The sequence below is a fragment of the Haloplanus sp. XH21 genome (assembly GCF_023276355.1).
GTDB classification, from domain to species: Archaea; Halobacteriota; Halobacteria; order Halobacteriales; family Haloferacaceae; genus Haloplanus; species Haloplanus halobius.
Genome location: NZ_JALLPL010000001.1, coordinates 2,325,613 through 2,350,322, shown reverse-complemented (window position 1 = coordinate 2,350,322; position 24,710 = coordinate 2,325,613). Strand labels below are relative to the sequence as shown.

30 protein-coding genes and 1 pseudogene are annotated in these 24,710 nt (G+C 66.5%); 13 read left to right on the top strand and 18 right to left on the bottom strand.

The window, feature by feature from the left end; all coding sequences use genetic code 11:
* Positions 1-47: 47 nt before the first annotated feature.
* Both MXB53_RS12320 and MXB53_RS12315 read left to right on the top strand, forming a co-directional pair.
* Positions 48-602, top strand: coding sequence for a DUF1684 domain-containing protein (locus MXB53_RS12320; protein WP_248897838.1), 555 nt, complete (start codon positions 48-50; stop codon positions 600-602).
* A gap of 89 nt (positions 603-691) precedes the next feature.
* Positions 692-1,045: pseudogene (locus MXB53_RS12315) on the top strand (CBS domain-containing protein); the annotation flags it as partial.
* 65 nt (positions 1,046-1,110) lie between these two features.
* On the opposite strand, the gene MXB53_RS12310 reads toward MXB53_RS12315, so the two are convergent.
* Complete coding sequence (locus MXB53_RS12310) at positions 1,111-2,172, bottom strand: isocitrate/isopropylmalate dehydrogenase family protein (protein ID WP_248897837.1); 1,062 nt, start codon at positions 2,170-2,172, stop codon at positions 1,111-1,113.
* A gap of 135 nt (positions 2,173-2,307) precedes the next feature.
* Complete coding sequence (locus MXB53_RS12305; protein ID WP_248897836.1) at positions 2,308-3,447, bottom strand: MBL fold metallo-hydrolase; 1,140 nt, start codon at positions 3,445-3,447, stop codon at positions 2,308-2,310.
* A 54-nt stretch (positions 3,448-3,501) separates the two neighbouring features.
* On the opposite strand from MXB53_RS12305, the gene MXB53_RS12300 reads away from it, so the two are divergent.
* The 7 genes from MXB53_RS12300 (at position 3,502) to MXB53_RS12275 (ending at position 11,220) form a co-directional block, all read left to right on the top strand.
* Positions 3,502-4,167, top strand: a complete 666-nt coding sequence (locus MXB53_RS12300; RefSeq protein WP_248897835.1) for a ferritin family protein — start codon at positions 3,502-3,504, stop codon at positions 4,165-4,167.
* Positions 4,168-4,681: 514 nt separating this feature from the next.
* Complete coding sequence (locus MXB53_RS12295) at positions 4,682-6,865, top strand: PAS domain S-box protein (protein WP_248897834.1); 2,184 nt, start codon at positions 4,682-4,684, stop codon at positions 6,863-6,865.
* Entirely contained in the window at positions 6,825-7,763 is a 939-nt protein-coding gene (locus tag MXB53_RS12290; RefSeq protein ID WP_248897833.1) for a sensor histidine kinase, read from the top strand. The genes MXB53_RS12295 and MXB53_RS12290 overlap by 41 nt, the downstream gene beginning before the upstream one ends.
* Positions 7,764-7,849: 86 nt before the next feature.
* Positions 7,850-8,470: a response regulator gene (locus tag MXB53_RS12285; protein ID WP_248897832.1), complete on the top strand. Its 621-nt coding sequence runs from the start codon at positions 7,850-7,852 to the stop codon at positions 8,468-8,470.
* Positions 8,467-9,129 (top strand): RAD55 family ATPase, encoded by a 663-nt coding sequence (locus MXB53_RS12280; protein WP_248897831.1) that lies wholly within the window; start codon positions 8,467-8,469, stop codon positions 9,127-9,129. Before MXB53_RS12285 ends, MXB53_RS12280 begins: the two co-directional genes overlap by 4 nt.
* A 290-nt stretch (positions 9,130-9,419) precedes the next feature.
* On the top strand, positions 9,420-9,542 hold the full coding sequence (locus MXB53_RS15665) for a hypothetical protein (RefSeq protein ID WP_283102264.1): 123 nt from the start codon (positions 9,420-9,422) through the stop codon (positions 9,540-9,542).
* Positions 9,543-9,816: 274 nt separating this feature from the next.
* Positions 9,817-11,220, top strand: a complete 1,404-nt coding sequence (locus MXB53_RS12275; protein WP_248897830.1) for a cryptochrome/photolyase family protein — start codon at positions 9,817-9,819, stop codon at positions 11,218-11,220.
* On the opposite strand, the gene MXB53_RS12270 is transcribed toward MXB53_RS12275, so the two are convergent.
* On the bottom strand, positions 11,217-11,534 hold the full coding sequence (locus MXB53_RS12270; protein WP_248897829.1) for an AzlD family protein: 318 nt from the start codon (positions 11,532-11,534) through the stop codon (positions 11,217-11,219). The genes MXB53_RS12275 and MXB53_RS12270 overlap by 4 nt on opposite strands.
* Positions 11,524-12,243: an AzlC family ABC transporter permease gene (locus MXB53_RS12265; protein ID WP_248897828.1), complete on the bottom strand. Its 720-nt coding sequence runs from the start codon at positions 12,241-12,243 to the stop codon at positions 11,524-11,526. Before MXB53_RS12265 ends, MXB53_RS12270 begins: the two co-directional genes overlap by 11 nt.
* 90 nt (positions 12,244-12,333) lie before the next feature.
* Here MXB53_RS12265 and MXB53_RS12260 point away from each other — a divergent pair, with 90 nt between their 5' ends.
* Positions 12,334-12,543 carry a DUF8149 family protein gene (locus MXB53_RS12260; protein WP_248897827.1) on the top strand — a complete coding sequence of 70 codons (210 nt, stop codon included), beginning with the start codon at positions 12,334-12,336 and terminating at the stop codon, positions 12,541-12,543.
* A 262-nt stretch (positions 12,544-12,805) separates the two neighbouring features.
* On the top strand, positions 12,806-13,309 hold the full coding sequence (locus tag MXB53_RS12255; RefSeq protein ID WP_425601220.1) for a halocyanin domain-containing protein: 504 nt from the start codon (positions 12,806-12,808) through the stop codon (positions 13,307-13,309).
* An 85-nt stretch (positions 13,310-13,394) separates the two neighbouring features.
* On the opposite strand, the gene MXB53_RS12250 is transcribed toward MXB53_RS12255, so the two are convergent.
* Genes MXB53_RS12250 through MXB53_RS12240 form a run of 3 tightly spaced genes read right to left on the bottom strand, consistent with a single transcriptional unit; the run spans position 13,395 to position 14,554 of the window.
* Positions 13,395-14,024, bottom strand: coding sequence for a DsbA family oxidoreductase (locus MXB53_RS12250; RefSeq protein WP_248897826.1), 630 nt, complete (start codon positions 14,022-14,024; stop codon positions 13,395-13,397).
* Positions 14,025-14,073: 49 nt separating this feature from the next.
* Positions 14,074-14,271, bottom strand: a complete 198-nt coding sequence (locus tag MXB53_RS12245; protein ID WP_248897825.1) for a DUF8015 family protein — start codon at positions 14,269-14,271, stop codon at positions 14,074-14,076.
* A 52-nt stretch (positions 14,272-14,323) separates the two neighbouring features.
* Positions 14,324-14,554, bottom strand: coding sequence for a DUF2249 domain-containing protein (locus MXB53_RS12240; RefSeq protein WP_248897824.1), 231 nt, complete (start codon positions 14,552-14,554; stop codon positions 14,324-14,326).
* A gap of 112 nt (positions 14,555-14,666) precedes the next feature.
* Here MXB53_RS12240 and MXB53_RS12235 point away from each other — a divergent pair, with 112 nt between their 5' ends.
* Together MXB53_RS12235 and MXB53_RS12230 are read left to right on the top strand one after the other, a co-directional pair.
* A complete protein-coding gene (locus MXB53_RS12235) occupies positions 14,667-15,140 on the top strand; it encodes a molybdopterin-dependent oxidoreductase (RefSeq protein WP_248897823.1) in 474 nt (157 codons plus the stop codon).
* A gap of 42 nt (positions 15,141-15,182) precedes the next feature.
* A complete protein-coding gene (locus MXB53_RS12230; protein WP_248897822.1) occupies positions 15,183-15,437 on the top strand; it encodes a hypothetical protein in 255 nt (84 codons plus the stop codon).
* Positions 15,438-15,520: 83 nt separating this feature from the next.
* Here the strand turns inward: MXB53_RS12230 and MXB53_RS12225 are convergent, their stop codons facing one another.
* Genes MXB53_RS12225 through MXB53_RS12175 form a run of 11 tightly spaced genes read right to left on the bottom strand, consistent with a single transcriptional unit; the run spans position 15,521 to position 24,651 of the window.
* Positions 15,521-16,057: a DUF8054 family protein gene (locus MXB53_RS12225; RefSeq protein ID WP_248897821.1), complete on the bottom strand. Its 537-nt coding sequence runs from the start codon at positions 16,055-16,057 to the stop codon at positions 15,521-15,523.
* Positions 16,054-16,827 carry a nucleotide-binding protein gene (locus tag MXB53_RS12220; RefSeq protein ID WP_248897820.1) on the bottom strand — a complete coding sequence of 258 codons (774 nt, stop codon included), beginning with the start codon at positions 16,825-16,827 and terminating at the stop codon, positions 16,054-16,056. The genes MXB53_RS12225 and MXB53_RS12220 overlap by 4 nt, the downstream gene beginning before the upstream one ends.
* Positions 16,828-16,875: 48 nt before the next feature.
* Positions 16,876-18,414: a cobyric acid synthase gene (locus MXB53_RS12215; RefSeq protein ID WP_248897819.1), complete on the bottom strand. Its 1,539-nt coding sequence runs from the start codon at positions 18,412-18,414 to the stop codon at positions 16,876-16,878.
* Between the two features lie 3 nt (positions 18,415-18,417).
* Positions 18,418-19,059, bottom strand: a complete 642-nt coding sequence (locus MXB53_RS12210) for a cob(I)yrinic acid a,c-diamide adenosyltransferase (protein WP_248897818.1) — start codon at positions 19,057-19,059, stop codon at positions 18,418-18,420.
* A 28-nt stretch (positions 19,060-19,087) separates the two neighbouring features.
* Complete coding sequence (locus MXB53_RS12205; protein WP_248897817.1) at positions 19,088-19,834, bottom strand: adenosylcobinamide amidohydrolase; 747 nt, start codon at positions 19,832-19,834, stop codon at positions 19,088-19,090.
* Positions 19,834-20,844: a threonine-phosphate decarboxylase gene (locus tag MXB53_RS12200; RefSeq protein WP_248897816.1), complete on the bottom strand. Its 1,011-nt coding sequence runs from the start codon at positions 20,842-20,844 to the stop codon at positions 19,834-19,836. The genes MXB53_RS12205 and MXB53_RS12200 overlap by 1 nt, the downstream gene beginning before the upstream one ends.
* Positions 20,834-21,823, bottom strand: a complete 990-nt coding sequence (locus MXB53_RS12195; protein WP_248897815.1) for a nicotinate-nucleotide--dimethylbenzimidazole phosphoribosyltransferase — start codon at positions 21,821-21,823, stop codon at positions 20,834-20,836. Before MXB53_RS12195 ends, MXB53_RS12200 begins: the two co-directional genes overlap by 11 nt.
* Positions 21,820-22,374 (bottom strand): NTP transferase domain-containing protein, encoded by a 555-nt coding sequence (locus MXB53_RS12190; protein ID WP_248897814.1) that lies wholly within the window; start codon positions 22,372-22,374, stop codon positions 21,820-21,822. The genes MXB53_RS12195 and MXB53_RS12190 overlap by 4 nt, the downstream gene beginning before the upstream one ends.
* Complete coding sequence (cobS, locus tag MXB53_RS12185) at positions 22,359-23,144, bottom strand: adenosylcobinamide-GDP ribazoletransferase (RefSeq protein ID WP_248897813.1); 786 nt, start codon at positions 23,142-23,144, stop codon at positions 22,359-22,361. Before cobS ends, MXB53_RS12190 begins: the two co-directional genes overlap by 16 nt.
* Positions 23,102-24,025 (bottom strand): adenosylcobinamide-phosphate synthase CbiB, encoded by a 924-nt coding sequence (gene cbiB / locus MXB53_RS12180; RefSeq protein ID WP_248897812.1) that lies wholly within the window; start codon positions 24,023-24,025, stop codon positions 23,102-23,104. Before cbiB ends, cobS begins: the two co-directional genes overlap by 43 nt.
* Positions 24,016-24,651: an HAD family hydrolase gene (locus MXB53_RS12175; RefSeq protein WP_248897811.1), complete on the bottom strand. Its 636-nt coding sequence runs from the start codon at positions 24,649-24,651 to the stop codon at positions 24,016-24,018. The genes cbiB and MXB53_RS12175 overlap by 10 nt, the downstream gene beginning before the upstream one ends.
* Between the last annotated feature and the right edge of the window lie 59 nt (positions 24,652-24,710).

Genomic DNA, 24,710 nt, shown 5'->3' with positions numbered 1-24,710 from the left:
GGCGGCGCAATCGAGGCGTTCAACCGTCCCGCGCCGCTACGATCGGTATGAGCGAGACGCCCGACGACTACGCCGACCGCCTGCGCGACAACCGCGCCGAGAAAGACCGCGTCTTCGCCGAGGCGCGCCACTCCCCGCTCCCGCCCGAGGAGCGCGACGACTTCGACGGCCTCGACTACTTCGATCCCGATCCCGACTACCGCGTCGAGGCAACTGTGACGGCCCACGACGACCCCGAGCCGATCGATCTGGAGACGAGCGACGACCGCACGGTCCGGTATCTCCGGGTCGTCACGTTGCGGTTCGACCTTCGGGGCGACAGCCACGAACTCCACGGCTACCGACAGGAGGGGGCAGCGGGGAGCGAGATTTTCGTTCCGTTCCGCGACAAGACGACCGGGCAACAGAGCTACCACGGCGGCCGATACATGGAACTCGAACCCGAGGGATCGCTGGCCGATGGCGACCGCATCCCGATCGATTTCAACCTGGCGTACACGCCCTTCTGTGCGTTCAGCGAGGCGTTCTCCTGTCCCCTGCCGCCCGAGGAGAACTGGCTCGACGTGGCGGTTCCGGCCGGCGAACGCGCGCCGCCGGTGTGATCTGAACGGGTCGGTTCGCATCAGAACCTGACAATTAGCCGCGGTCTATTAGTCGTTTTTCGGCGGCATGTGCTAGTGGTGTCTTTCCGATGACAGTAGTCGATCTCGCTCGAACGGACCCGGTCGCAGCGACACGCGGTGCACCGATCCCCGAGGTGGCGATGCTCATGCGCGATGAGAACGTCGGGAGCGTCGTCGTCGTCGTCGACGACGGCCGCCCCGTCGGCATCGTTACGGACCGCGACATCGCCGTCGAAGTCGCGGCCGAACCCGAGGACCCACTCGAGGTGACCGCCGAAGATGTCATGACCTCGGAGCCGGTCTCGGTCGACCGCGACACCGGCGTCATGGAACTCACACGAATCATGTCGGACAACGGCATTCGCCGCGTCCCCGTCGTCGACGACGGCGACCTCTACGGGATCGTCACGCTCGATGACCTCGACCGCCTGCTCAGCCGCGAGCGCCAGAACCTCGCCGCGGTCATCGCGGCCGAATCGCCGGCGTACTACTCCACGAGCCGGTCGGCGAGGTCCGACGCCACGACGGCCGTCGTCGCGTCCCCGCCGATATCCGGCGTTCGGGGGGCGTCGTCGTCAGCCAACTGGTCGGCAACGCCGTCCCAGAGCGCCGTCGCCACCGCGTCTTCGCCCAGGTGTTCGAACATGAGCGACCCCGAGAGCACCATCCCAAGCGGGTTGGCGATGCCCTCGCCCATGATGTCGAAAGCGCTTCCGTGGACCGGTTCGAACATCGAAGGGTAGGTCCGGTCGGGATTGATGTTCGTCGACGGCGCGAGGCCGAGGCTCCCCATGATGCCGCCCCCGATGTCGGTGAGGATGTCGCCGAAGAGGTTCGAGGCGACCACCACGTCGAACTCGTCGGGTCGGCGGACGAAGTCCATGCTCGCTGCGTCGACCAGCAGGCGTTCGACCTCCACGTCGGGGAAGTCCTCGCTCACTTCTTCGACCATCTCGTCCCAGAAGACCATGCTGTGGGCCTGGGCGTTGGATTTGGTGACGTTCGTGAGGTGCCCGTCGCGTTCGCGTGCGGCCTCGAACGCCGGGCGGACGACCGCCTCGGTGGCCTCGCGGGTGAACACCGACGCCTGGACCGCCACCTCGTTTGCGAAACCTTGGTGTTCCCGCCCGCCCACGTCGGCGTACTCGCCTTCCGTGTTCTGGCGGTAGACTACCAGGTCGATGTCGCCGCCCGCGTAGCCCCGGAGCGGGCTCTCGACGCCCTCGAAGAGATAGGAGGGGCGCTTACAGACGTGCTGGTTGAACCCCTTCGTGATGGGTAGTCGGAGGCCGCGCAGCGTGACGTGATCCGGCACCTCGGGATGACCGACGGCGCCGAGCAGGATGGCGTCGAACGACTCCAGTTGGTCCAGGCCGTCGTCGGGCATGAGCGCGCCCTCTTCGAGATATCGCTCGCTGCCCCAGTCGAACCACGTCGTCGTCACGTCGACGCCATATGTGTCCGCGACGTCGATCAGTAGCGGTTCGACCGCCTCCGTGACGCCGTTGCCAATGCCGTCGCCCGGGATGACTGCGATGTCGTACGTCATGGGGGTGCGTGTCCGCACACGGTGATAAATGGGGTGGGACTGGTCGCGTGGCGTGGAACACCGGCCGCCTCCCGTCCGTGAGTTTCGGCGGTCGCCGTGGTCGTCGACCACAGGCAATCCGGACACCGACCCGCCTCACGCCCCGACTGCGCAGTTGTTCGGTCCGAGTTCGAGTTCGAACGCCGTCTCGTCGTCGACGGACTCCTGGCCGCGGTTGATGGCGACGATGCGCGCGGCGTTGGCGGGGTCGGCACCCACCCGCGTCACGTGGTCGACGAACGTCGCCTCGTCCATCCCGAACACGGCCAGTCGGCTCCGCAGGTCACCGAGGCTGGCGACGCGCGGCCCCGGCTCCTCGACGCTCGCCTCCGTGTGGCCCGGGGCGACGAGAGTCCGGTCGGGGAACGTCTCCAGTCGCTCGGTCAAGGTGGCGTACAGCGTGCGGGCCTGGGCGTCCGGGTCGGCGTCCTCCTGCAGATCCGGGCGGGCAACGCCGTCGAGAAAGAGGCTGTCGCCCGTCAGCAACACGTCGCCGACGCGAACGCCGGTCATGCCGGTCGTGTGTCCCGGAAGTGACACGGCGGTGAGCGTCGTCTCCCCCACCGTCAGTTCGTCGCCGTCGGTGACGGTGGTGAACCGCGCCGCGTCGGCGACGCCGCGTTCGGCCGCCGCGGCCGACAGTATCGGCGTCGCGTCCGTCGTCGCGGCGAGGGTCCGAACGCCGCTCACGTGGTCAGCGTGGATATGCGTGTCGACGGCGGCGACGAGCGTCCGGTCGGCGGCGGCCGAGCGATACCGGTCGGCAAAGGCTCGGAGCGGGTCGATCACGGCCATCTCGCCGGCCGAGACGACGGCGTAGCCGAGACACCCACTCGCGGGGCGGTGGTACTGGAACACGGTGGCGCCGTCGCCGGCGTCGAGCTCCATCCGGTCGTACAGGCGCGCCCACGCCGCCATCCCGCCGTCGAGGTTCTCGGCCGCGACGCCCCCTGCCACGAGTTGGTCGGCCACCTCGGCGCTGGCCTCGCCCCGAGGACAGACCACGACTACCGGTTCCGTCAGGTCGGCGGGGAGGAGGTCGGTGATATTGTCGGTCACCCTCGCCGCCACGAACGTCATGTAGGGGACGTTGTGGAAGTCGACCGACGGCGCCTCGATGCGCCAGCGGTCGACCTCGTCGCGGTTCCGCACGTCGAGGAGGGTGACCGCCTCCCCCGCGGCGAGTCGGTGACGGAGTTCGCGGGGCGTGACGCTCCCGGCGGTGTCGGCTGTCATCACGCCAGCTACGCCCCCGACGGCGTTAAGCGTACGGCCGTTATCGCCGACAGGATGACCATCCCCGGCGCCCAACCAGCAGGTATGAACGGGGACTGGGTGGTCGACATGGTGCGGGATCGAACGGCAACGCAACTCGACCGACTCGGCTCGGAGAAAGCGCTCGTGGCGGCGACTGACGCCCGACTCGACCGGGAGCGCGTGCTTTCGGCGGCCGTCGGCGCGGAGCGTCGCGCCGCCGAGACGTTCGAGACGTGGGCGGCCGACGAATCACAGCCCGAGGCGCGGGCCGCCTTCGAGGCGGTGGCGTCTCAGGAACGCGCCCACGCCGAGCGGGTGGCGTCGCTCGCAGATGGCGCCGTCGACGCCGACACGGATCCGGACGCCCTCCACGACTATCTCCGCGGCTTGGACGGGACGCCGGAACGCGTGGCCGCGGGCCTCGTCGCCCGCCCCCTCGTGAGCGAGCGGTCGCTGTTGCAGGTGGTGAACTTCTTCGTCAACGAGGCCGACGAACGGGCGGCCGCGGTGTTCCGTGACCTGCGCGCCGAGACGGATGGGCTCGTCGACGAGGGGACGACCCTCCTCGACGCCTGCTGTGAGAGCGAGGCCGAGTGGGAGCGCGCGGTCGACGCGGCGGAACGCGCCGTCGAGACGGCCTACGAGGAGTACGCCGAGACGCTGCGCGGGATGGGCGTCGATCCCGCACCGGTCTGTTGACCGAAGGTGGTTCGACGATCGGGACCGTTGTCAGTGCGGCCCTGTTGAAATCCCCACCAGCGAACCGTTTCTGGCTGATATGTGATCGGCAATATGAGCCAAAAGAGAAGCAAATGCTGGTACTGAAATTCAGATGCATGATTGTTGGTTGTGCACGTTTCTCCGATCAGCATACTATCGTCGCGTTTGGAACTGTTTGCACACCGGATCGCAGGACTGCGCGCGATCAGGTGTGCTCTCACTCACAAAGGGTACTATAGTCCATCGGGTACTGTAACAGAGACCACGGAACCAGCCACAATGGGGCCGTTCAAGGTTTTCTCGACGTTGACATTCAAACCGAAGACGCAGTAAACATCCGAGTTAAAGAACTGGAAAGCCAAGAGAGTTCACGTAACATAACGATGGCGAATATAAAAATATTCTGTCAATAATCGCCTACTGGATAAAGAGGCCGCGTGCACCAAGGAACTTCGATAGCACCAATGGACTTAATGGTGTGGTGTGTTACTCTATGACACTGAATCCAAAAGTAATGTATCCAACAGATGACTCCATCCATATCCTTCACGTGGATGATGAGCCCGAATTTACAGAGATGGCAGCGACATTCGTCGAGCGGGAAGATGACAGATTCGACATCGAAACCGCGATAAATCCAGCAAATGGATTGGAATTACTTTCCGAAACCAACTTCGAGTGTGTGATTTCCGATTATGACATGCCAAAAACAAATGGCATCGAGTTCCTCAAATCCGTCCGAGATGAGTATCCTGATCTGCCGTTTATTCTATTCACTGGGAAAGGCTCCGAGGAAGTCGCCAGTGACGCGATTTCGGCTGGAGTTACCGATTACCTTCAGAAGGAATCTGGAACCGAGCAGTACACGATCTTAGCAAATCGAATCGCAAACGCTGTTGAAAGTAATCGTCTCGAGCGAGAAGCCAACCAAACGCGCACACAACTCCAGGCCATCTCGGAACACTCTGCGGACGCTATCGTTACCATTGATTCGGACAGTCGGATTCACTTTGCGAACCCGGCGGTTGAGGAACTTTTTGGATACACTCCTGCTGAACTCCAAGGGAAGCCACTGACGACGATTATACCAGACCGTTATCATAAACAGCACCTCACCGCCATGAGCCAGTATCTCGAGACTGGCGAACGGACGATGAACTGGTCGAACGTCGAATTTCCTGGTCGTCGTAAGGACGGGACCGAAATCCCGATTTCGGTATCATATGGTGAATTCGATCTGAATGGAAATCAGCGGTTCCTCGGAATCATGCGCGATATCTCAGAGCGCACTCAAATGGAAGCAGACCTGCGAGAGAGAGAGCAGCGATTGAGGGAGAACCAGGTCAACCTCCAGATGTACGAACGAGCGGTGGAGGGCTCTACCGATTTGCTAGCTGCTATCGACTCTGAATACAACCTCATATTCGCTAACGAACAGTACAAACGGTACCATGGTCTTTCGGTGAACGACATCGATCAACGAGCATTACCGGAGGTGTTGGGCGAACGGTGGGAGACCGAGGTCAAAGAGTACGTCGACAAAGCCCTCGACGGAGACACCGTCAAATATGAGATGGAACGGGCCGGGGCTGATGGCGACCCCCGGACACTGAATGTTCATTACTACCCGTTGCGAGACGAGGATGAGTCAATTATCGGAGTGGTCGCAGCGATGCGTGACGTTACCGAACACAAAAAGTACGAACAGGAGCGTGACCTTCAGTTCTTCAGCGAAGTGGTCGAAACCATCGGGGTCGGTGTTGGCGTTTATGACGAAAGCGGACGCTTCGAGTATGTGAATGAGGCGTACGCTGAGATACTAGGGACCGACAAAGAGACCCTCGAGAACAAGGCGGTTTGGGAGATCAATCCTGAGATCGATCCGGATCGTTTTCACGACTACTGGGCATCGTTTGAAGAAGGCGAAACACGAACCACGGAAACAGTCCACAAGTTCGACGAAACAGAGGTCCCTGTCCAAACCGTGACGACTTTTAAACAAATAAACGACACGTGGTTCCACTTTGGGACTATACAGGATATCACTGAGTCCAAGAAGCAGGAGCAACGGTTTCAGGCCTTTGTCGAACGATCGAACGATATTTTGGCTATCCTGAATCCGGATGGGACGTTCCAGTATCAGAGCCCCGCAACTGAGCGCATCTTGGGGTACGAGACCGAGGAAATGATCGGAGAAAACGCGTTTGACTTTGTTCATCCGGATGACCGTGAGAGTCTACGAGAGCAGTTTGAACAATCGTTTGCCGATCCAGACGCGAACCCAACAGTAGAGTATCGGTTCCAGCACGCCGATGGTTCCTGGCGCTGGTTGGAGTCACGCGGGAATAATCAATTCGAGAATCCCGCCGTAGAGGGGTTCGTGGTCAATAGTCGCGACATCACGGACCGCAAGGAACACGAGCAACAGCTTGCCGATTTACACGACGTTACCCGGGAGATGGTGCATGCAACTGAAGAGCAGGAGGTGTGTGAGATAGCCGTACGAGCGGCCGAAAACACCCTCGATTTCCCACTCACGGGGATATGGTTGTGTGACGAGAGCGGCGACCGGCTTGAGCCGGCAGCAACGACGGCCAGATCCAGGGAGCTATTCGGCGATCATCCCGTGTATACCGATGAAAAACAGCCTCTCTTGGCAAGCATACACCTCGGGTGAGTCGTTCGTCTTTGATGATTTGCAGGAGGAACCTGGATTGTATAATCCTGATTCCGAGGTTCGAAGTGAACTCATCACTCCTCTCGGCGCTCACGGGGTGATGAACTTGGGTGCAACGGATCCGAGCGAGTTTGACGACGACGATATCCTATTAGCAAAGCTCCTCGCAGCAAACGTCCAGGCGGCTCTCGGTCGTGCCGAACGCGAGCGTGCCCTCGAACGACAAACCGATCAGATGGAGTTCTTCAATTCGATCCTTCGGCACGACGTCCTCAATGCGATCACGGTGATCAAATCGCGTGCTGAATTCCTTACGGACGACCTCGAGGGAGAGCAGCTCCGTGACGCCGAAACCATCGTCACATGGTGTACTGACGTCAAGGACATCGTCCAAGAAGTGCGGACTGTGTTGGAAACGCTAACGGGAGAGGGCGACCCAGACCTCAATCCCGTTGAAGTAGGAACAGAACTTCGCGCTGAAGTCCAACGTGTCCGATCGACGTATCCAGATGTAATATTCAATACCACCATTCCAGACGATGTAGTAGTTATTGCAAATGACTTGCTCGGCGATGTCCTCGGGAACATCGTTACAAATGCTGTTGACCACAATGAGACAGACGGTCTCACTGTCTCAATCACAGCTGAAAAACAGGACGACTGCGCAGTTGTTCGAATCGCTGATAACGGACAGGGGGTCTCCGCCGATCGCAAGGAGATGATTTTCCGGCGAGACGAAACAGGCCATGCGAAATCCACCGGTTCAGGCTTTGGCCTCTTTTTCGTCGATGTCATGGTGAAGGAATTCAACGGAGACGTCTGGGTAGAAGATAACGCGGAGGGAGGCGCAACCTTTGTCGTGCAGATACCTCTGGCCGAACAATCTATTACTGCGTAAGTCATTTGCCGTACTTCTTGCTACCTCATCGAACTCAGTCCACGCTGAGGGAAGGTACTTTATGCTAGCGAATAACACAGACAATAATGAGCAGCGGGGACCGTCCGAGCATCCTCATTGTCGAGGACGAGCCTGATGTCGCGGAAACATATGTACGATGGCTACAGTCAGCATATGATGTCCAGGTGGCTTCGAACGGCTCAGAAGCACTCGAACAGATGGACGAGTCGGTCGACGTGGTGTTGCTCGATCGGATGTTGCCCAAAATGTCCGGTGGGGAGGTTCTCACCGAGATTCGTGATCGGGGATTCGACTGTCGTGTGGTGATGGTAACAGCAGTTGATCCTGACTTCGACATCATCGAGATGGGATTCGACGAGTACGTCTCCAAGCCACCCGAACGGGACGAGTTACGCGCGACGGTCGACCGGATGCTAGATCGCGCGTCGCTCAATAACGAACTTCAAGAGTATTACTCATTGGTCGCCCGACGGAGTGCGCTTCAGGCCGAAAAGACCCCGGACGAGCTTGAAGCGAATGACGCGTATTCTGAACTCGTCGATCAGATCGAAGCAACGCGTGAGACAGTCGATGCTGACCTCGGAGATATGTCATCGGAAACGGAGTTCGTCGGCGCCGTTCGCGAAATTATGACCGATGAGGAGTATCCCAAGGATGAAACATCAATGGAGGAGGAACGAGAATGACGGTGTACGAGATTGAAGGGGTCCTGCCGGAAGGGATGCTCGATGAGCTGCCCCACGGGACGAACTTGATGATCAGCGGCCCAGCTATGATCGGGAAGCGAGAATTAGCGATTCGCCTACTCACTGCTGGCTATGACGAAGGTGAGGGAATTTTGTGCGTGACGACGAGCCAAAATGCCGCGAGTCTCCTTACCGAACTAGAATCACAGATACCGACGTTGGATCGCGAACGCGTTGCAATCGTCGACTGTACGGGAAGCGACCATCAACAGGTGATTAAAGAGATCGCAACAGAGCGAGTGTCATCGCCGGGCGATCTGACTGGAATTAGTATCGGCACGGCGAAGCTCTTCCAGAAGTTCACCAACCAGGACATCTCGGAAGTCAGGCACGGTCTCGTTTCTGTATCAACACTCATTCAGTACCTCGATGTCGACACCGTGTTTAAATTCCTCCACATTTACACATCCCGCATCACGGATACCCAGGGCCTCGGGATTTTCACCGTAGATGGCGCGTCGCACGATCCACAGACACTCAATACGATCACGAGTGAATTCGATGGCGTTCTTGAGCTGAGGGAAGCAGAGACAGGTGAGCGGGAGATCCGCCTCAAAGGGTTAGCTGATGCATCACGTGAGTGGCACTCGTTTAGCTAACACGAACACTGACGTCACTTGTGGGTCAGCGCTCAGTTTCGGGTGACGTTGGAAGTTTAAACTCGCAAATCCGTTAAGGATGTTTCTATCGAATCGCTGAACATCGGGGCGCTATATTCAGCACACCACTTCGATCAATCTCAGAGGGTTCAACAGCTCATCAGAGCCAGAGCTGTTATGAAATTAGAATCCCCTTTGAAGTCCGTAGGAGCTGTATCCCGCTGAACTGCGCGGAGAACACCAGTATTCGGACCAGATATTTAATTAAATTTGACGTGTTAGTAGCCCCGATGCCGACCCGAGACCCGGCCGCGACCGTGTTCACTGTGGAGAACATTCTGGTCGCTGTCGTGTTGATCGCCATCTACGGTGGGGCAACTCTGACGGACTGTCGCCGGCTCCCGGGGCCCTAGTCGCTGGCTATCACCCAGACCGCCGACTCCCTCCGAGCGATGAATGTGCGCTGTGTATGCAGCAAGTCGCGTTAATATCAAAGGAATCCGATAGAACTGCTATCGACACCTTCGCAGCCCTACGTAACGGCTATTTCACCGAGAATCGTGTCTGATCAATAGGTTTCAACAGTGCTGTCAGTGCACACCTGACTCCTGGACTGCGCGCGATCAGGTATCCAAACTGATAGCGCCGCGGCCCACAGTATATGCCGGTCCGCTCCCACGTCCTCGTATGCGCCTCCACTGGCACCGGACGGACCTTCGGCCGTTCGACAACCGACCGCTCGTGACGGTCGGCGACGACCCCATCCTGCCGGTGTACGTGTTCGATCCCAATGTTCTGGCTCACGCCGCGCCGCCTCGGCTAGCCTTCATTCGCGAGAGCCTCGCCGCGCTCCGCGAGTGGTATCGCGCCCGCGAGAGCGACCTGCTGGTTGTTCGGGGCGAAGCACCGACCGAGCTCGCCCGCCTCGCCGACGCCCACGACGCGGACACCGTCTCGTGGGCGCAGGCCTACTCCGAGTTGGGTCGCCAGCGCGACGCGCGCGTGACCGAACGGCTGGCCGACGACGGCGTCGAAACGCGCGTCGTCCACGACCACCTTCACCACGAACCGGGTTCTATCACGACGAACGAGGACGAGCCCTACTCAGTCTACAGCTACTTCTGGAAGAAATGGCGGGACCGGGAGAAAGCCGACTCCCTCGCCGCGCCCGGGGCGGACCGACTGGCGAACCCATCGACCGAGACGCCACTCCCCACCCTCGACGACCTGGGGTTCGACGACCCCGAGGCCTCCACCCCCGCGGGCGGATACGAGGCGGCGCGCCACCGCCTCAACGAGTTCTGTTCGGCGCCGATCTATCGGTACGCGGAAACGCGCGACTGCCCCGCGGCCGACGGCACGTCCCGTCTCTCCCCGCACCTGGCGCACGGGACCCTCGGCGTCCGGACAGTCCACGACCACGTCATGCGCGCCCGCGAGGCGGCGCCCGACGACGAGGCGCGCGAGTCCGTCGAGACGTTCCGGAGCCAACTCGCCTGGCGGGAGTTCTACCACCACGTCCTCTATTTCAACCCCGAGGTCGTTACCGAGAACTACCGCGAGTACGAGAACGACATCGAGTGGCGCGATGACGACGAGGCGCTCGCGGCCTGGAAAGCGGGCGAGACCGGGTACCCCATCGTCGATGCTGGGATGCGCCAGTTGCGCCGCGAGGCGTTCATGCACAACCGCGTGCGGATGATCGTCGCCTCCTTTCTCACGAAGGACCTCCTGCTCGACTGGCGCGAGGGGTACGACTGGTTCCGGCGCACACTCGTCGACCACAACCCCGCGAACGACAACGGCGGGTGGCAGTGGGCGGCCTCGACGGGGACGGACGCCCAGCCCTACTTCCGCATCTTCAACCCGATGACGCAGGGCGAACGCCACGATCCCGACGCCGAATACATCCGCGAGTACGTCCCCGAACTCAGGGGCGTCGACTCCGACACCATCCACGGGTGGCACGAACTCTCGCCCGACGAACGCGTGGCGGCGGCCCCCGACTACCCCGCCCCCATCGTCGACCATAGTGAGCGCCGCGAGCAGGCGCTGGCGATGTTCGAACGCGCGCGTGGCGAGGCGGACTAACCGACGGGGGCCTGCCCGCGGAACAGCAGGAGGGCGACGACGCCGACGACCAGAGCCAGGAGGACGCTGTCGGTCCGGTGGGCGATGAGCACGACCACGCCGCCCGCGGCCCACTCCGGCGGCCCGCCGGTCGCCAGTCGCGGTGCGAGGATAGCGATGATGATGCCGCCGGGGAGGGCGCTGAGCCCCGCCTGCGCCCGGTCGGAGAGGTCGAGACGCGCCAGCAGCCAGAGGCCGCTCGCCTTGGTCGCGTAGGTGACGAGACACATCACGGCGATGACCAGCAGCGTCGTGGTCGAGAGATCAACGGCCACGCTGTCCCACCTCCGCCAGACAGGCCGCGAGGCCGCCGAGCAGGATATACCACCGACCCGGGAGCCAGTGCGCGCCCGCGACGGCGACGGCGGCGGCGACGCCCCAGGGGGCGAGCGACGACTGCCCCTCCCAGAGACCGACCGCGATCGTCAGAAACACCGCTGTCAGGACGAAATCGAGGCCGTAGCGCGCCGGGTCGCCGATGGCGTCGCCCGCGACGACGCCCGTGACGGTGGCGCCGACCCAGACCACCCAGATGGTCAGCCCACTGCCCAAGAGGAAGGCGCCGTGCCGACTCCCGTTTCGGAGCTCTCGCACCGTCAGCGCCCAGTTCTCGTCGGTGATGAAGAAGACGCTCGCGTACGCCTGTCGCGCGGAGAGCTGCCTGAACCAGGGGCGGAGCGCCGCGCCCATCAGGACGTAGCGGAGGTTGACGACCAGTGTGGTGAGAACCACCGCGGCGATCGGGACCGGCGTGTCCCAGAGTTCGATAGCGACGAGTTGGGCCGCGCCGGCCAGGACCGTCCCGCTCATCAGCGCCGCCTCGGCGACGCTCAACCCCGCGCGGTGCGCGAGGACGCCGAAGACGACGCCGTATCCGGCCACGCCCAGCGCGACCGGAAGGCACGTGACCAGTCCGTCCCACACGCCCTCGATCGAGAACGACAGGTCGTCGGTCGTCGAGTCGTCCGACTCCGTCGCGTCCATGTAGTCCAAGGTGTCGGCCGCCCGATAGTAGAGGTTCCGCTTCGTCCGCGGTCCCGCGCGTTTTTTATGACACGGCGTGAGGCTTCGCCCATGAGCGACGACGGGCCGACCGTTCCGATAACCTGTACGGAGTGTGCGACGACGACGCGAGTGCCACTGCCGGACGTGGCCGACGCGGTCGAACGCCACAACGAGCAGTTCCACGACGGCGAGCCCATCGCCGAAGTCGACCCGGCGGTCGCCGACCGGCTGGCCGACCTCGTGGCCGACGACCTGGGGCTTCTCGACGGCCCCGACTGAGACGGTTTATTGTAACTGTTTACCGGCGGTTCGCTGAGACGGTCCAGCGAATCACCGGTACTGACTTACAATAAACCGTATGAGACGTATCGCTGTGACTGGTTACCGGCGATCGCCGTCCCGTGGTCGACGACCGCCGCGCATGACTTACAACGGTCCGTACGAGACGATCGTCCGCCGCCGCGGCGCGTCGAACATATTCGTGCAAACCCTCGCTTGCCTGCGGGTCGAGACACGAGATGTGAAGATGTTCGAATCAGAGATGTCACGACGGGCGGTCGTAACGTCGACGAGTGCACTCGCGCTCACCGCACTGGCCGGCTGTAGCGGTTCGAGCGGTTCCGGTGGCGGGGGCAGCGGAAGCGGGAGTGGCGGCGACAGCGGTGGCGGAGATGGCGGGAGCGACGGCGGCGACAGCGCCGCCAGTTTCGGCGGGTGGATGGAGAACGTGGGGAACTACGAGTCCGTCGCCGACGAGACGGGCAGCGATAGCGTCACCGTCGCCGTCGGTGCGCAGGGCAACGGCGGGAACTTCGCGTTCGATCCGCCCGCGATCCGCGTCTCGGCGGGCACGACCGTCGTTTGGGCGTGGACCGGGCAGGGCGCCCAGCACAACGTCGTCGCCGAGGACGGCTCCTTCGAGAGCGACCTCTCGGCCGAGGAGGGGTTCACCTTCGAACACACGTTCTCCTCGGCCGGCACGTACCGATACGCCTGCACGCCCCACGAGACGATGGGGATGAAGGGGGTCGTAGTCGTCGAGTAGCCCCAGATGTTGCTGGTCGATGCGGTCCCCTGAGTGCGGTCGGTTTTCTGCCGTTTCGTACCCCCTCTCGAACCTGAGTCGCCGATCAGGCGCCGTCGACGAGGCGCTCTAGCTGCTCCGGCGGCACCGCGCCGCGGGCCGCGTGTCCGTCGTAGGCGAACGTCGGCACGCCCGTGACGCCCTCGCGCTGGGCGTCGCTGAACCGCTGGCGCACCTCCGCGCGTAGCGCCTCGTCGGCGAGCGCCGAGCGCACGGCGGCGGCGTCCGCGCCCGCGTCTTCGGCCAGGTCAACCAGTACGTCGGTGTCAGCGATGTCCCTCCCGTCCTCCCAGAGCGCCTCGAAGACGGCCTCGTCGAAATCCAGCCACGTCTCGTAGGGCGCGTGCTCTTTCAGGTAGAAGGAGACGATCTGCGCGGGCAGCGAGTCGGTGTCGGTCGCGATCTCCTGAGCCATGTCGACGCCGTATTTCTCCTGGAGACGGCGGACGTTCTCCTTGGCCTGGTCGTAGTACGACTCGTCTTTCCCGTCGTCGACCGAGTGGTCGATCGTCCCGTCGGGGTTGCGTTTCTCGCTTCGCAGGTCGAACGGCCGCCAGTCGATTCGCAGCGGCTCCTCGCGGGTTTCCTGGTACCGTGCGAGCGACTGCCGCCCCAGATAGCAGAACGGGCAGACGTAGTCCGAGTAGATCGCGATCTCGTCGGGTGCCGAACTCATACGCCGAGATACGCGCTGCCGACGGAAAAGGTCGCCGAGCCGAGATGGCTCACTGCGGGTAGCGAAGCAGCCCGATAGCGAGGAGACACGCCGACAGGACCGAGCCGACGCCGGCCGCGAGCGGTAACGGGACGGGGGCGACGACGCCCGCCGCAACCCCGCCGAAGAGGACGATGCCCATCGCGGCGAGCAGATAGTCGACGCTTCTCGGCACCGCGGGAGTCGGTCGCACGGTCGAGTCGCTCATTCGTGGTAATTACATCTAATTAGACCCAGGAATATCTTTCGTCTCGCCGACGCTACTGCTTCGGGAGTTTCGCCACGAACTCGTTCGGGCCCTGTCGTTCGGAGCGGTAGTTATCGGCGTCGAACGCGTCGCGTTCGGCCTGGAACTCGTAGAACAGCGGCTTCGGATCGTGGTCGTTGACGATGGTGAGCGCCTCGCCCGATTCCAGGGCGTCGAAGGCGTCGTGGATCTTCGGATGACGGTCGCTCGGCGGCACGTCGCGCAGGTCGAGTCGTTTGCCCATAGTCGGTCAACACCACCCAGCCACGAGACGTTTCACCCGAATATGTTCGACCCGGCGGCGCACGAACGTGGTCGGCCGAAGGGCTAAGGCGGTCCGTGGCTTGCTTCCACCGATGGTTGACTTCGATCCGTCAGCGGCCCCCGATTCGACCCGCCCGACGGTGACCGTCGTCGGCGCCGTCTCCAGTCCGCGATCGGTGCGCGTCACCGATCTGATGGCCATGCGCTCTGTCGCCGTCGAGGACTCGACGGCCTGCGACGGCGAGGCCCCGACGTCCCGGTGGAGCGGCGTCCCCGTCGGGACGATTCTCGACCGCGCGAGCCCGCGGTCCGGCGCCGGGCACGCCCTGGTCCGCTCGGCCGACCCCGAGTTCGCCTGCGGGTTCGCCCTCGACCGCCTGCGCGATGCCCTCCTCGCCGTCTGCGTCGACGGCGACCCCATCCCCGCTGATCGGGGCGGCCCCGTCCGGCTGATCCCGCCCGACGCCGACTGCTGGGAGCGCGTCAAACGGGTCTCGCGGATCGACGTCCTCGAACACCCGCCCGGCGACGCCGACACGGCGCGCGAGCTGGCCCTCGGCGAGTAGGGACACCGTCACGCACTTCTCCCCGCCGTGCCAGCGGCCGGTATGGTTGGGTCGCGAACCGCGACGGCCGCCGTCGGCCTCCTCGCGAGCGTCGCCGTGAGCGTCGCTGCCTGGTACTACTTCGATACCATCGTTGCCTTCCTCCTCCTGCCGTTCGTCCCCATCCTCTTCCGGCGGGAACGCGAGATGCCGACGGTTCGGACCTGTCCGGACTGCGGATTCCGCACTCGCGACCCCGCCTTCGACTACTGCCCGCGAGACGGAACGCCGTTGGAGGATGCGGCCACTGGCGACTAACCGCCGTCTCAGACGAAGTCAGTACGGTGGATTCGCCGGACTGTTTCGTAGAATTCACCGGGACACAGTTACAGCAATCCGTATCAGTCGTCGAGCGCGTCCGTCAGCCCCCACTCCTCGGCCCGGGTCTGGGCCTCCTCGCGGGCGCGTTCGCGGATGGCTTCGATCTGTGATTCGTCGTCCAGAAACGCCTCGACGGCGGCGGTGTCGTCGTGGCCGAGACGCTCGGCCGGCGCGCGGTCCCGCGTCCGCGTCACCAGTTCGCGGTCGTCGGTGAGCCGTTCGGCGGGGAGACTGGGCGACACCCGAAGGTCGTCGGCGTCGTGGGCGTCGGCCAGCGCCGAGCGGTCGAGTTCGTAGAGGTCGACGTTGTAGGGTCCCGGTCCCGACATATCGGCCAACGCGTCGGCGCCGCCGCGGTCGGTGTCGGTACAGTACGCCAGGACGGGTACGCCGTCCTCGAAGGTGACGACGCCCCGCGTTTCGTCGTCGAGCAAGACGGCGTCCTGCGGTTCGAACACGGCGTAGCCGGTCAGCTCCCGATCGAGCGCCGTCGCCAGCGCCGTCCCCGGATCGTCGACGACTCGGGATCGGCGCAGTCGGCCGCGTGGGATCCTCATACCTCGTCCGGGACGACCGCGCTCCGGAAGCGGTCGGCGACGGCCTCGCTCGCCCCGTCGCGCACGTCGAGTCGGTTCGCCGCCTCGCGAAACGCCCGCGACGCGGGGTCGTCGGGCGCGTGGGCGAGTAGCGGTTCGCCCGCCTGCCGGGCCGCTCGCGCGGCGTCGCTCTCCGGAATCACGCCCAGCGTCTCGCCGCCGAAGTAGCGGTCGGCCCGGTCGGTCACGCGGTCGATGCCGTCGTCGTCACGGACGCGATTGAACAGCGTCCCCGCCGTCTCGGTGCCGTACGAGCGGGCGTACTCCTGGACTTTCAGGCCGTCCGAGAGCGACGGGACGGTGGGCTGGAGTACGATCACCGTCCGGTCCGCGAGGACGACGGGGAGGACGGCGCTTTTCGAGCCGAGCGCCGCCGGCGAGTCCAGCAGGAGCACGTCGGTGTCGGCGGCGAGCGTCGCCACCACGTCGCGGAGACGCTCGGGGTCGGCCTCCCGAAACGCGGCCAGACTCGTTCCGCAGGGGACGACCTTCATTCCGAAGCGGTCGTAGACGGCGTCGTCGACGGCCGTCCCTTCGCCCTCGATCAGCAGGTCGTGGAGCGTCACCGCCGCGTCGTCGAGGCCGGTGTGAAAGAGCAGGTTCGCCATCCCCGTGTCGGCGTCCACGACGGTCACGTCGTATCGGTCGGCGAGCGCCATGCCGAGCGCGAGCGTACTCGTCGTCTTTCCAGTCCCGCCTTTGCCGCTCGCCACGGCGAACGCCTCGACCATCGGCAACGCGTTGCGCGCCACCCGGGTTAAACGTTCGGCCGCCGGCGCTCAAGTATCGTCCAACCCGACGACGCTCAGATCCACGTCCGCGACGAGTTCCGCGGCGCGGTCGTACGGCGAGTCGCGGTCCGCCGCGGCGGCCGGACGATCCCGCCCCGCGCTGGCGTACGTTGCGTCGACGAACGCCTCCCGGACCGCGTCGTTGGCGAACAGGCCGTGGAGGTAGGTGCCGAGCACGAGTCCCGACGCCGCCCCGAGTTCGCCCCCGTCACGGCCGTCGGGCGCGGTGAACGGCGTCGTCACCGTTCCGTCCGTGGCCACCGTCTCGCCCGCGTGAATCTCGTAACCATCGACCGACCCCGAGACGCCGGCGAGCGGGCCGTCCCCCGTGAGCTGCCACGTCGCCGGACGGACCCGTTTATTGGGCGAGAACTGCGTCACGACGGGCAGCAGGCCGAGTCCCGGAACCGCGTCGTCGTCGCCCGTTCCTTCGATATCGGCACCCTCGATGCGCTCGCCGAGGAACTGGTAGCCGCCACAGAGGCCGACGATCGGCCCGTTGACGGCGCGGAGGCGGTCGCCCAGCCCTGCCTCCCGAGCGGCCAGCAGGTCGTCGACCGTGTTCTTGGTCCCCGGGAGGACGACGGCGTCGGCCGGCCGACCGCCCAGTCCCGCGGTTCCGAGGTCGGCGTCGAGCGGCGTGTACGCCACCCGGACGCCCGGTGTCCGCGCCAACGGTTCGAGGTCGGTGACGTTCGAGACGTGGGGGAGACGCGGGACGGCGACGGTGATGGTTCGCTCCGGGGCGACGCCGTCGTCGTCGCCGACGACGCCACGCTCGCCCCGCGCCGGGAGGGCGACGCTGTCCTCTTCGGGGAGCCCCGGATCGTCGTACGGCAGAACGTCGAGGACGGGCACGCCGGTCCGCTCTTCGACGGCCTGCACGCCGTCTTCGAGCAGCGCCCGGTCGCCCCGGAACTTCGTGATGACGACGCCGGCCACCTGCTCGCGGAGGTCGTCGGGCACGAGGTCGAGCGTCCCGACGATGGCGGCGAAGACGCCGCCGCGTTCGATGTCCGCGACGAGGATGATGTCGGCGTCCGTTCGCCGCGCGGTTTCGACGTTCGAGAGGTCGCGGTGGTGGAGGTTGATCTCCGCGATGGAGCCCGCGCCCTCCGCGACGACGACGTCGTGGGCGGCGGCCAGGCGGTCGTGCGCCGTGACGACCGCTTCGCGGGCGCGGTCCCACCACTCGTCGTAATACGCGTCGGCGGCGACGGTGGCGACCGCCTCGCCGTCGACGACGAGCTGGGATTCGCCGTCGCCGCGTGGCTTGAGGAGGACGGGGTTGTGGGCCGTGGTGGGACGGACGCGGGCGGCGCGGGCCTGGGCGTACTGCGAGACGCCGATTTCGCCGAAGCCGGTGCCATCGGCCCGCGGCACGGCCCGGGCGTTGTTGGACATGTTCTGGGCCTTGAACGGCGCCACGTCGTAGTCGGCGTCGGTCAGACGCCGACAGAGCCCTGCCGCCACCGTCGACTTCCCGACGTGGCTCGCGGTGCCGGCGACGAGCAGGGTCCGGGTCACGCCTCAGAACTCCGTCCCCTTCCGGGCGCGCTGGCCCGCGTCGATGGGGTGGCGCTCCTTGCGTACCTCGCTCACCAGGTCCGCGATGTCGGCGAGGTAGTCCGGGCGTTCGTGACCACCGGTACAGACGAGTTCCAGGCCGTCGGGCTTCCGCTCCACCAGGTCGACGACGTCGTCGGGGTCGACCAGTCCCCGGTTGGCCGCGTAGAGAATTTCGTCCAGGAGCAGCATGTGGACGCCGTCGTCGGGGTCGCCGTCCAGCGAGAGCGGCGCGGAGAGGTCGGCGTCGCCCGCAGCGTCGAGCAGGTCACGGGCGCGTTCGAGGCCGCCGCGGGCCTTCGCCGCGTGGTCGTCGTCGGCGGTGCCGTCGCGGAACCCGTGCCAGCCGTAGTGGCCCGTGTGCTCGTAACTGAAGCCGTCGATCTGCTCGATGGCGGCGTACTCGCCGCGCACGTCCTCGACGCTCTCGGCGCCGCCTTTCATGAACTGGAGGAGGTGGACCCGGTAGCCGTGCCCGGCGGCGCGAACGCCCATGCCGAGGGCGGCAGTGGTCTTGCCCTTGCCGTCGCCCCACCAGGCCTGGACCAAGCCGAACGACTCGGGGGCGCGTGGTTCCGTCCGTCGCTCTCGGATGTCGTCGCGCATCGTGGCTCGAATCGACCCGGCGCGGCCTTCAATCGTCCGATCGGACCGGCGACACCGACGCCCGCTCGTCGGTGACGACGCCCGTCTCGATGTCGTAGTCGCCGTCGGGGTACCGCGACGACAGACTCGCGGCGACGGCGTCCCGGACGCAGGCCCGCGCCGCCGAGCCGACGGCCGTCGCGCTCCCGGAGAACGCCGCCCGCTCGCCCTCGGGGTCGCAGGCCGCGATCACCGCGTCGGTCGTCGTGCCGGGAATCCCCACCCGCGCGAGCAGCGTCGCCGCCTTCGCCTCGCTCGCGACGGTGAGCAGGTTCGCCAGCGCGCCCGGGGCGAGCGCTCGTGTCGTCCCCACGACGACGTTCACGGTACCGGCGTGGTGGGTGTCGGTGTCCGTCCGCGTCGCCGCGCCGTCGAGACGGGCGTCGACGGGGAGAGAGTCATCGGCCGCGTCGTCCACGCCGCCGACGGGAAGCGCGGCAGGATTCGAGACGCCCGCCGTGGCGACGGCTTCGACACACCCCAGGCGCGCACGCCTCGCGTGGCGCTGGGAGACGCCGGTCAACAGCGCCGGACTGTCGGCGTCGGCATCGAAGCCAGCGGCGGCGAGACGATCCTCCAGATAGTCGTCGAGGTCGGTCCGGGACCACCCCTCCGGGACGGTGCAGTTGTAGGCCGCGGACGCGACGGTCTGCCCGCCGTCGTGTCCGGTCGAGAGCCACCGCGTCCCCGGTCGGTGCAGTCGGCAGACGCCGTCGCGGACGGTGGCGTCGAACATCACGCCTGCAGGAGCGCGTCGATCAGTCGGTCGTTCTCGTGGGGACGGCGGACCGCGACGCGGACGTGGGAGTCGAGGCGGCGGAACGTGGTCGCGTCGCGGAGGACGATCTCCGCTCGGCGGGCGCGGTCGATCACGCGGTCCACGTCTCGGTCACCCACGTCGAGCAAGAGAAACGGCGCCTCGGAGGGATGGATGTCGAACGCCGGGGTGAGCGCCTCGCGCATGCGCTGGCGTTCGGAGCGAACCCGGTCACGCGTCTCGGCGACGAACGTGGTCTGCCGGAGGCAGTACGCCCCGACGGCGGCGGCGGGCGTCGACAGCCCCCACGCCGGCCGCGCGGTGTCGAGCCGCTCGCGGAGGTCCCCCGTCGCGACGGCCAGGCCGGCCCGGAGCCCCGGAAGCCCGAAAATCTTGGTGAGCGACCGCACGACGACGACGCCGGGTTCGCCCGCGAGCGTCGGCTGGTCGGTGAAGTCGAGAAACGCTTCGTCGACGATCAGCACCGTCCCCGCCGCCCGACACCGTTCGGCGTACGCCAGAAGGTCGTCGTGGGGGGAGGCGTCCCCAGTCGGGTTGTTGGGGTTGCACGCGACGACGACATCGTACCCCGCGGGATCCGTCGTCAACAGGTCGTCGTGGGCGACGAACGTCGGATCGACCCCCTGGAGCCGCACTTCGCGTGCGTATTCGCCGAAACTCGGCGCGGGCAACAGCGCCTCGTCGTCGGCGTCGAGTGTCACCTCGAACGCGAGACGGAGCGCGGCGATTCCCCCGGCGGCCGGTACGACGTGTAACGGTTCACAGCCGAGATACTCGCCGGCGGCGGTCCGGTAGTCGCAGTAGTCGTCGCCCGGATAGTTCGCCGAGGCGGCGTACGCCGACTCGTAGACGCCGGCGACGCCGCGTGGTCGCTCCGGATTCGTGTTCGCGCTGAAATCCAGCAGCGACGTGTCCGACGACCCGCCGTGATGTACTCGCGAGACGTCGGCCACGGCGTCAGGGTTCATGTGGATGGCCAATACGCTCCACTACCTCAAGCGTTCCGTCCGCGACAGTATCGAGGACGCCCGCTCGATTCGCGAGGAGGAGCGCGCCACCCATACCCGCGCCCTCCTTGGCCTCGCCGTCGGCGTAGCGCGCGAGGGCGTCGTCACGCCCGTCGAAGCCGGGATCCGTGACGACGAGTTCGCAGTCGAGGTCACGGCTCACTCCGTCCAGATCCACGTCGGCGGCGACGTACGTCGTCGACGCGACGGTCAGCGGTTCGGCGACGCCCGCGTGCCGAACCAGCGCCGCCGCGGCGAGCATCTGGCTCCCGCCCCCGAGCACGACCTCGGTCCCGGACTCCAGCGCGCCCGCGGTGAGGCCGGCGACGACGGCGAGTACCGGATCGCCGAGGAATCGGACGGCGAGTTCGGGCCGGTAGGCCGCGCCGCCGGGGTCGACGTCGCTCGCCTCGAAAGCGGCGTCGACGACATCCCCCTTCAGGTCCAGCGGGTTCTCGGGGAGCGACGAGGAGACGGCGGCGTCGACGCCGAGGGCGCGACAGACGCCGAGGGCGGTGGTGGTGCCGCCGGGGATGGTTTCACCGATGACGAGTTCGTCGTCGGGAAACGCCCGCCCGAGTTCGCGGGCGGCCACCCACGCCCCCGGCGCGGTGGGCACCGGGTCAGCCTCGCGCACGTCCCGTCCGGGCTTCGCGCCGACATCGACCGTCGGCGCCCCGGTCGGTTGGGCGAGGCCGGCGTCGACGACGGTCGTCTCGAACCCGACGCGCTCGCGGACCGCGCGGGTGACGGCGGCGGGCGTCGGACACCCCGTCGGACTCACGGGGACGACCGGCGACCGGACCAGGTGGCCGTATTCGACGAGTTCGGCGTCCGCGCTCGGCGTGTGTGCCATCACGTCCGGGTCGGCGCCGGCGGCGCTGATGCCGTCGATGCGGGCCGTCTTCGTCGTGCCCGCGACGAGGACGAACCGCGTCACGCGAGCGCCTCCGCGACCTGTCGATCCGCGTCGTGGTTCACGTTCACGGCGAGTCGTCGGTCGTCGCTGACGTATATGTCGTCGTCGGTTCCGGCCACGACGTTGACGCCGGTGGGTGTGAGACGCTTCCCCTCGTGTTCGACCGTCGTGTCGACGCTCACGCCGAGGCGACGCTTCAGCGCAACGGGCACCATGACCGCCAGTGACCCCTCGGCGCGGTCCAGCACCCGATTCACGGGCTCCGCGGCGAGCAGCGGGAGGTCGGCGGCGACCGTCAGCACCGGCCGCTCCACCGCCGCCAGTCCGGTGTCGAGGTCGGCGACGTAGCCGTCGCCGGAGCCGTCGATGACCGACGCGCCCATCGATTCGAGATGGTCTCGCGTCGCGGGCGCGTGCGACGAGACGACGCAGTGGACGGTCTCGACGCGGCTCGCGGCGAGCGCGTCGCGCACGCGGTCGATCATGGGAACGCCGCCCACCTCGACGAGTGGCTTCTCCCCTGCGGCGTCGAGGCGCGTCCCGCGCCCGCCACACATCACCAGAGCGTCCATACGATCACCCCCGCGTGGAGCGCGGCGATCCGGCCGCATTCGTTCGCGGCGCCGAGCGCGTCGCCCGTGACGCCGCCGAGACGGGTCGTCGCCCACCGGCCAACGAGGAGCGCGACGGCCGGGCCGGCGAGCAGTGCCGCGACCAGCGTCGGGCCGGTTCCGACGGGGGCGGCGAGGGCGGCAGGGACCGCGGCGACGACGACCGGCAACAGTGATCGCCCCTTCGCCGCCCCGACGACGGCCGAGCCGAGGCCCTCGTGGCCGGTGGAGCCGAGGGCCACGAGCGCCGCCATGCCGACCTTGGCGCTCACTTCGGCCGCGACGACGAGACGAACGGCCACCCGCGGGCCGGCGCCGGCGACGCCGAGGCCGCCGAGGGCGAGTGCGAGGAGCGCCAGGCCGATGGCGAGCGCGCCGCCGACGCCGGTCTGTGAGTCTTTCAGCACCGCGCGGCGCTCGTCGGCGGTGCCGTGGACGGCGGCGGCGTCGCCTAGGTCGGCCAGGCCGTCGACGTGCGTGACGCCCGTGACGAGGTAGAGCGTGCCGAGATACAGCGCGACGGTGGTCGGGATGGGAATGGGGAGGAGATGTGGGAGCGCAGCGATCCCGCCGACGACGTAGCCGGCGACGACGAACGCGACGGGCGTCGCGCGGAAGGCGTTCCACGCGTCTTCGCCGCCACCGACGGGCAGGCGCGTCAGAAAGGCGAGCGCGCCGCGTACGGCGGTCAGCACAGGGCGATCACCCCCGCGAGGCCGAACGCCAGCCATCCCGCTCGGGCGACGAGGGCGACGCCGCGGTCGGCGTCGGCGCGGGTGGGGAGCGCGTCGTCCGCCTGCACTCCCGACGCCCCGCCGTCGAGCGCGTACGCGCCCGGTTTCTCCAGTCGCACGCCGAGCAGGACGGCGAGCGTCGCCATCGGCCATCCGGAGTTGGGCGACGCGGGTCGTCGCGCGAGCGAGCGCGCTCCGCGGACAGCCTGGGGCTTCCCGGCGGCGACGGCGAGGAGTCCGGCGCTCACGCGGGCGGGCACCCACATGACGAGGTCGTCGAGGCGAGCCGGCGCCCACCCCATCGGCTTCGTCCGGTAGCCGAGGATCGAATCCAGCGTGTTGACGGCCTTGATCCACGCGGCGGCGCCGGCGGCGGCCGAAAGGGAGAACGGCGCGAGGAGGGCGAAGCCGGCGAGCGGGGCGACGAGTCCGTCCGCGAGGTTCTCGGCCGCGCTCTCGACGGCCGCGCTGCGAACCTGCCGGGCCGAGAGCGGGGTTGCGTCGCGGCCGGCGAGCGAGCGCAGGCGCTCCCGCGCGGCCGGGAGGTCCGTCTCGCTCGCGGCGACGACGGCCCGCGCTTCGTCGAGGAGCATCCGGCGACTGGTCGCGACGAAACAGACGAGACCGGCGACGGCGGCACCGAGAAGCGCGTGCCACTGGGCGCCGACGGCGACGCTGCCGGCCGCGACGGCGGCCGCGAGAAGCGGAACGACGAGAGCTACCCCGACGCCCGCCGCTCGGGGGTGTGTCCACGCGCGATCCAGGTGGTCGATGCCCCGGCCGAGGAGGGCAATCGGATGGAGCGCGGCGGGCGGTTCGGCGACGAGCCGGTCCAGTCCTGCGGCCATCGCGACGCTCCCGGCGGCGATCAGCGGCATAGGCCGGTCCCCCCGTCCAGTCGGTCGTGGAGGGCGGAAAGCGGCGTCTGGCACACGTCGACGAAGATGCCGTCGAGATGCTCGACCCCGCCGTCGGCCTGGGGGTCGTCGCCGACGTGGACGAGTGCCGACGCGTCACCGCCGAGTTCGGCGGCCACCGTCTCGAACGGGCGCGGATGTGGTTTGCGGAAGCCACAGGCGGCGCTCGTGACGACGGCGTCGAACGCATCACGGAGGTCGGCGCGAACGAGCGTCCGGGAGACGAGTTCGGGGACGCTGCAGTTGGAACAGAGGCCGACGGGGCCGTGGGAGCGGGCAGCGTCGAGGGCGTCCTCGACGCCCGCGCGGCGCCGCACGTCGGGGTCGAACGCGGCGACGACGGCGCGTCGGATGACGCTGTCCGACATCCTGACGCTCCGGCTCCGGAGCGCGGCGGCGACGTGTGCGGGGAGGGGAACCTCCGCGTTCTCCGGCGTTTCGAGGTGGGGCGTGCGGTAAGCGTCGCCCCAGTCGCCAGGAACGGCGACACCCCGGTCGCGAAGCTCGCGGGCGACGGCGACCGCGGGGTCGTCGGGCGTCGTCGCCGTCACGAGCGTCCCGAAGAGGTCGAACGAGACGAGGGGCACAGTCCTGCGAACGGTCGGTGCGGAGGTACTTGACCGTCGCGGTCGGTGGACCGAAACGG